The organism is Protofrankia sp. Cr1 (assembly GCF_963555865.1).
Taxonomy (GTDB): Bacteria; Actinomycetota; Actinomycetes; order Frankiales; family Frankiaceae; genus Protofrankia.
Genome location: NZ_CAUVXO010000067.1, coordinates 9,343 through 16,298 on the forward strand (window position 1 = coordinate 9,343; position 6,956 = coordinate 16,298).

Here is a 6,956-nt window from a genome sequence, read left to right on the forward strand (position 1 = left end):
GGTCATGCAGCGGCCCGTCACGGCACCGGCCGGGTCGCCACGCACAACACCGACTGCCCGAACGGCACCCGGATCCGCCGTTCGACACATCGGCTGATCGGCACGATGACCCGGTCGTATAGGCGTACCAGACGAGGGTCCGCGCTGCGCTGGCCCGCCCGCCGGACAGCCACCCACCAGGCGATGCCGCCCAGCAGGTTCACGGGATGCACCCGCTCGACGCGCAGGCCGGCCAGTTCCACCGGCCGCCGCAGGGTGGCTGGCGTGTAGCGACGGAAATGACCGACCATGCGGTCGAACTCGCCGTACAACGCCGGATAGGCCGGCACCCACAGCACGATGCGACCGCCGGGAATCACCAGGCGGGACAGCCGTCGCAGTGCGGCCACGTCGTCTTCGATGTGCTCCAGGACGTTCATCATGATCAATGTGTCAACCGGACGCACCGCGGGCACCAACGCCGCGGCCCGTTCGGCCCTGGACCGACTGGCCCCCGGCCGGCCAGCCCTGGACCGACCGGCCCTGGACCGACCGGCGACGTCGAGCGTGACCACGTCGACATCCGCGCGCCCGGCAAAGCGGGCACTCAGTGTCCGTAGACACAACGGATCAGTATCCGAGACGATGAGATGATCATAACCATGCAGGCCCGCGGCGAAGTCTCCAAGACCCGACCCGACCTCCAGAATGCGCCGACCGCAGTAGGGCGAGACAAGGTCGAGTTCGAAACGCCGGTAGTTGACCGCGTCCGCGCCACCCAGATGATTCTCCAGTACCCGCGGGTCTACGCCGGCGGAAACGGGGATCAGCGCCGGCTCACCGGCCAGCACCGCGGTCATGTCGAGCCCGCTTCGGCGGATCCGGGGCGACCCACGGTCAGTAGATGCAGGAAGAAGGAGGCGAAGACGCTCTGCGCACCGAGCACCATCAACGTCATGGCCAGCAGAGCCGGTCGCAGTTCGTCAATCGGGCCGAGACCAGCGGCGATCCAGCGAGCGAGAACGACCGCGTCGATTACCAACCCGATGACAAACAGCAGGAGGCCGGCCGCGAGGCCGCGCTCGAGGGTAAACCGCCGGTCCACCCAGGCGAGCAGGCGGCGCGGACGCTGGGCCCAGCCCAGGCCGCGGTTGTAGGAATCGGCGAAGAGCCCGAGGAGCACCACCTGCCAACCGAGGATGGCAACCATCGCGAACAACACGCAGAAATGGACGTCGAAGCGGTGAAAGCCGACGTCAAGGGCGCCGGGCAAGAGTACGAGCTGCCCGGCGACGCCAAGCCCGAGCAACGCCAGCCCCGGGCCGACGAACAGGTGACGAGGTGCGAGTGGCAACATGAAACGCAGGTGCCGCCAGCCGTCCCGAAGCGACCGTAACTTGGACGCACCGACCCGGGGATGATATGTGATCGGCACTTCTTCGACCCGCAGATCGGCCCGGGCAGCCGAAATGATCAACTCGGAGGCGAGCTCCATTCCTTCGCACCGCGGATCCATCCGCTCATACGCGCTGCGGGTGAACGCACGCATCCCGGAATGGGCATCGGACGAAGCGAGACCGAAGATCCGGTTGAGGATCCCGGTCAGCACCGGATTACCCAGATAGCGATGGGACCACGACATCGCACCAGGCATGATCCTGCCGGTGAAGCGGGAGCCGAGAACGTAGTCGGCGCGGCCGATCCGCAACGGCTCGACGAGCACAGGAAGTTCCGAAAAATCATATGAATCGTCGGAGTCACCCATTACCAGATAGCGACCGCGAGCGGCCGCGAATCCGGTGAGGTACGCGTTTCCATAGCCGCGTCGGGGCTCCGTCAGGACACGCGCGCCGGCCGAGCATGCGACCGATACCGAGTCGTCCGTCGAGCCGTTGTCGACGACGATCACCTCTCCGCCGAGACCGGCCGCGGCAAGGCCCGCGAACGCCTTGGCAACGCAGGCCCCGACCGACGCCTCCTCGTTGAGGCACGGCATCACCACGGAAATCTCGACGGAAACCTCTGCGGGGATCTCTACGGCGCCGCGTCCGGTGCCGGTACCGACTGGGTCCGTCCGGCCGTGTCCAGCGATCGCAACCGCGGCTGGCCGGGCCGTCAAGGCCGCCCGATTCTCAGTCACCCAGCCTCCCGAGATGATCGACAATGGATACCATCGGTGACAGTACTGATACTTAAGGCGAAACAGCGGCAACGGTGACCCGCGGGTCTGTCACGTTGGGTAAAATTTTTAGAACCTTCCGTAAAATTATTCACCGAAGCTCGAGAGCGCAGGCCGAGCCCGCCGGGGGGTACCTGTCGGCGCGATGGCACGATCGGGGATCGTGGAGCACCAACCGCGGCCACTCGCGGCCGACGCAGGAGGAAAGGAACCACCATGGCGGATGTGTCGGTACGCTTCGCGATGACCGATGACAGCGAGATCGTGCTCAACCTGTCGCTCACGCAGGCGATCCGACTGACCGAAGCCATCGCGTCCAAGGTCAGTCAGGCGATGACCGAGCAGCCGCCCCGGGGGAGCCTCAACGGCAGCTCCTATGGCGGCCCAGCCGTGCGCCCAGGCCCTTATTCCACGTCGTGACGGCGACCCACATCACCGCGAAGCGGGTTGTGGATGGGGACGGTGGCGCCAGCCACAGGCCCTAGCCGGTCAGCTGGGCGATAAGAGCACGCAGCAGTTCGAGGTCGCGCCGGCGGATCTCCGCCGGCGAACGACTGTCGACGCTCTCCGGCGCGAGTGACGCGCGGACTCTGCGCAGTTTGTCCCGCAGATCCGCAAGCTCGTGGGGAGGCAGCAGACCCTCGCGCAGCAACAGCACGATGTGCCCGCCGTGCTCGACGATGTCGATGGAACCCGGCATGGGCAGGGTGACGACGCGGATACCGATCGGCTCCTGCTGATCGTAGACCATGAACAGGCGGTCCTCGGCGATGATTTCAGCCGTGCCGTCGTCCCAGAGTACCGTTGCACGGGCCGCGCTCGGCGGTACCCAGCCGGCTGTCTCGACCCGCACCCCGTCCTCTTCGCCCAGCCCGGACTCGCGCCGTGGTGCCGCGTGCACCGCCAGGACGGTTCCGCACCGCGACCAGACTCCGCCACCGAGATCATCCGCCGGGGATACCCGGTCACCGGTGGCGAACATAACGAGACCGCCTCGGCCATCGGGGGCCGCTGGTCTCTGCGCCGGCATGGCGTGATCGTAGGGTGATATGGGTGGTGGCCGACACAGGCGCCCGTCTACGCCCCTCTGCGCCCGTCGCTTCGGGGGACGGGGAACACCCGCTGTCACAGATCTATACCTCTCCGGCGCCGGCGGCCCGACCATGCATAACCCGACACTTCACGGAGTTGATGCCCGCGAGCCATGGGGTGGACGTACGTTCGCGGAATCGCTGGAACGGACGATCCTTTGGCACCCACCCGGAGGCCACCAATGCGCGACACCGGTTATCCCCCCATCGAGGAACACGCGGTCATCGGCGATTTGCGCACGGTAGCACTCGTCGCGACTGACGGCACCATCGACTGGTACTGCCCGCAGCGCTTCGACAGCCCATCGGTGTTCGCGAGCCTGCTCGACTCCGAACGCGGCGGAGCGTTCCGCATCCACTGTCCCGGTTCCCGTGCCAAGCAGCTCTACCTACCGGACTCCAACGTGCTGATGACGCGTTTCCTCGCGCCGCAGGCCGTCGGAGAGGTCGTCGACTTCATGGTCCCGGTCGACAGCGACATCACCGAGGCCCCGCACGTGATCGTCCGCCAGGCCCGGGCTGTCCGTGGGCGAGCCGAGTTCTCCCTACACTGCCACCCGCGCTTCGACTATGGGCGCACATCGCATACGGTTACGATTGTTGACGGTCAGGGAGCTGTGTTCGACTCCCCCGTCGGAACCCTCACCCTACGCACCTGCGTGCCTCTTGTCGCCGACGATGACGGCGTCACCGCGACATTCGCGCTTGACACCGGTGAAACCGCGGACGTCGTCCTGGAATGGAACACGCCCATCCGCCCGCTCGTGGAAGGCGAGGCGGACCGCCTGTTCAACCGCACCCTCACCTACTGGCAGACGTGGCTGCGCCGCAGCCGGTACCACGGACGCTGGCGGGAGATGGTGAACCGTTCTGCGCTCGTTCTCAAACTGCTCGTTTACCGGCCGACCGGGGCTCTGGTCGCCGCGCCGACCACATCCCTGCCGGAGGAACTCGGCGGCATCCGAAACTGGGACTACCGCTATACCTGGATCCGCGACGCCGCGTTCACCACATACGCTCTGATGACGCTCGGGTTCACCGACGAGGCCGCAGCCTTCATGGACTGGCTGGAACAGCGCTGCCACGAGGCGCCGGCCGACAAAGGCCTGCACGTCCTCTACAGCGTAGACGGCAACGCCGATCTTGACGAGATCGTGCTCGAGCATCTGCGCGGCTACCGCGACTCGAAACCGGTACGGATCGGTAACGGCGCCGCCGGCCAGCTCCAGCTCGACATATACGGCGAGCTCATGGACTCGGTCTACCTGTACAACAAGCTCGCCGCACCGATTTCCTTCCAGCTGTGGGAGGCGCTTTCCCGCCAGCTGGACTGGCTCGCCAAACACTGGGAGGAACCGGATGAAGGTATCTGGGAGACGCGTGGCGGCCGGCAACGCTTCACCTATTCAGCCTTGATGACCTGGGTGGCCTTTGAACGTGCGTGTCGGATATCCCGCCAGCGCGGGCTGCCCGGCCCCACGAACGAATGGAAGGATTATGCCGGCCGCGCGTACCGTTTCGTTCAGAACGCGGCATGGGATCCGGCCCGCGGCGCATACATGGAACATCCCGGGTCAGCCAGGCTGGACGCCTCCCTGTTGTGCATGCCGCTGGTCAAGTTCGCCGGACCCACCGACCCGCGCTTCCTGTCAACCCTCGACCGCGTCGGTGAGGACCTCGTCAGCGACAGTCTGGTACGCCGTTACGCCGCCGACGGCAGCGACGGTCTGCACGGGGACGAAGGCACGTTCAACCTGTGCTCGTTCTGGTACGTCGAAGCGCTCACCCGCGCGGGCCGGGTGACCGAGGCTCGGCTGGTGTTCGAGAAGATGCTCACCTACGCCAACCACGTCGGCCTGTATGCCGAGGAGATCGGACCGTCCGGCGAGGCCCTGGGAAACTTCCCACAGGCGTTCACCCATCTCGCCCTGATCAGTGCGGCCGTCCACCTGGACCGGACCCTCGGCTGACTCCGAAATCCTCCGGCGGTGGCCCGGCGGTGGCCCGGCGAAGCACCGGGCCACCGCTGAACGACCCACCAGACGACCCAACAGACGACACAACAGACGACACAACAGCGGTGGGTGCCCGCATGTCGGCTGGAAGACGACATGTTGCTGACGGGTGCCGGATCCACCGGCAGGATGGGTGGGTACATCCGGCCCACCAGGGCTGAGCCAGGGACGCTGCAGGGACGATGGACGAGGGGCGCGACGATGGCGGGACTTGACCGTTTCCGGGTCGAGGTGGTGACCGGACGCGGAGCCGAGGCCGGGGTGGTGGTCCGTCTGCCGGGAGTCCTTGTCGTCGCCCGCGCCGGGCGTCCCGAGACTCACGAGGTAGCCAAGACGCTGCTGGCGATGTGCGCCGAGGTCGCCGGTGACTCGGGGCCGGCGTCGACTACGGGCCGACGGCTGGTGCGCCGGGTTGCGGGGCTGCTCGCGGACGCCGACCCGGACGCCGTACCCGACTTCACCCTGCTGGCCGGGGTGGGCGACCGTCTGGCCGCGCTGATCCACGGCTCGATGGAGCTGGCCGCCTACGGGCCGACCCCACTTGCCCTGTCCGGCGCCGAGTCGGCCACCTGGGTGGACCGCCTCCTACCCGCCGAGGTCGGTCGACTTGACATCGGGCCGGTTGGCACAGTTGGGCCCGGCGGCATCGTCGGCGCCGTGAGCGAGCCGACGCGCGAAGCCTTCCCGCTGGACCTGCGAATCGGCGCCGTACCCGGTATCGGAGCGTCACTGGTGATCTCCGACTCACCAATACCGGTCGTGCCCAGGGGGGCAGAGGAGGACTTCCTGGCTGAAATCGGCGGGCCGCGCGACCCGATGACCTCGGCGGAGCCGATCCCGTCGTCGGGTGCTGGAGCGGGGGCCGGGTCGTCCCCCGAGTCCATGTCGCCGATGTCGCCGATGTCGTCGATGTCCACGGCGCCACCGGCGCTGGCCCCACTCAACAGCCAGGACATCGCGCAAGGGGCACACTGGCCCAAGAGCGGACAGCCCACCCAGGCCGCGGACTTCGCCGCGCTCACGGCCGCCGATGGCGACCCGCCGACCGAACTCGCAGGCCGGGACTCGGCGGCCGCCCGGATGGAGGACACCGAGAGCGAGGCGCTTACCGAACTGCCCGGCCGCGGTCTCGATGTCGCCGACCTGTTCGACGACCAGGACGCCCCGACCATGCTGCCCGGCCAGTCCGAAGCGCAGGTCGAGGGAATCCTCTGCACCAACGACCACTTCAACCACCCCGACGCGCCCTACTGCACCGAATGCGGGCTGTCGCTGGCCCGGCAGACCGGCAATCCGGTCTGGGGCCCCCGACCGACGATCGGGGTAATCCTCCTCGACGACGGCACCGAGGTCCACGTCGATACCAACCTGGTGATCGGCCGGCAGCCCGACCGGGACGAGGCGGTACAGGCGGGTCGCGCCCGCCCGCTGATGCTCGAGGACGGCGAGAGTGCGGTGTCCCGGGTCCACGCGGTCATCACGCTCAGCGGGTGGGACGCGGTCATCGCCGACCAGGGCTCGGCGAACGGCACCTACATCGCGCCGCCCGAGGCGACAGTGTGGACACCGCTGAACCCGCACGACCCGGCTCCGCTTGTCCCCGGCACCCGGGTCCAGGTGGGCAAGCGGACGTTCGTGTTCAACCCGCCGATGCAGGGCTGAGCGCAGCGTGGCCACCGAGAGGCCCGAGGT

Annotated in this window: 6 protein-coding genes; 3 read left to right on the top strand and 3 right to left on the bottom strand. The window is 67.6% G+C overall.

Annotation, left to right across the window (positions count from 1 at the left end):
• Positions 1-17 precede the first annotated feature (17 nt).
• Both U9980_RS08530 and U9980_RS08535 read right to left on the bottom strand, forming a co-directional pair.
• Positions 18-839, bottom strand: a complete 822-nt coding sequence (locus U9980_RS08530; protein WP_322767434.1) for a class I SAM-dependent methyltransferase — start codon at positions 837-839, stop codon at positions 18-20.
• Positions 836-2,119, bottom strand: coding sequence for a glycosyltransferase family 2 protein (locus tag U9980_RS08535; protein WP_322767435.1), 1,284 nt, complete (start codon positions 2,117-2,119; stop codon positions 836-838). Before U9980_RS08535 ends, U9980_RS08530 begins: the two co-directional genes overlap by 4 nt.
• Before the next feature lie 255 nt (positions 2,120-2,374).
• On the opposite strand from U9980_RS08535, the gene U9980_RS08540 reads away from it, so the two are divergent.
• Positions 2,375-2,578, top strand: a complete 204-nt coding sequence (locus U9980_RS08540; protein WP_131745275.1) for a hypothetical protein — start codon at positions 2,375-2,377, stop codon at positions 2,576-2,578.
• Positions 2,579-2,639: 61 nt separating this feature from the next.
• Here U9980_RS08540 and U9980_RS08545 read toward each other — a convergent pair whose 3' ends face one another.
• Complete coding sequence (locus tag U9980_RS08545; protein WP_322755608.1) at positions 2,640-3,140, bottom strand: hypothetical protein; 501 nt, start codon at positions 3,138-3,140, stop codon at positions 2,640-2,642.
• Between the two features lie 291 nt (positions 3,141-3,431).
• On the opposite strand from U9980_RS08545, the gene U9980_RS08550 reads away from it, so the two are divergent.
• Entirely contained in the window at positions 3,432-5,219 is a 1,788-nt protein-coding gene (locus tag U9980_RS08550; RefSeq protein WP_322755607.1) for a glycoside hydrolase family 15 protein, read from the top strand.
• A gap of 246 nt (positions 5,220-5,465) precedes the next feature.
• On the top strand, positions 5,466-6,926 hold the full coding sequence (locus U9980_RS08555; RefSeq protein ID WP_322767436.1) for an FHA domain-containing protein: 1,461 nt from the start codon (positions 5,466-5,468) through the stop codon (positions 6,924-6,926).
• The last annotated feature ends 30 nt before the right edge of the window (positions 6,927-6,956 follow it).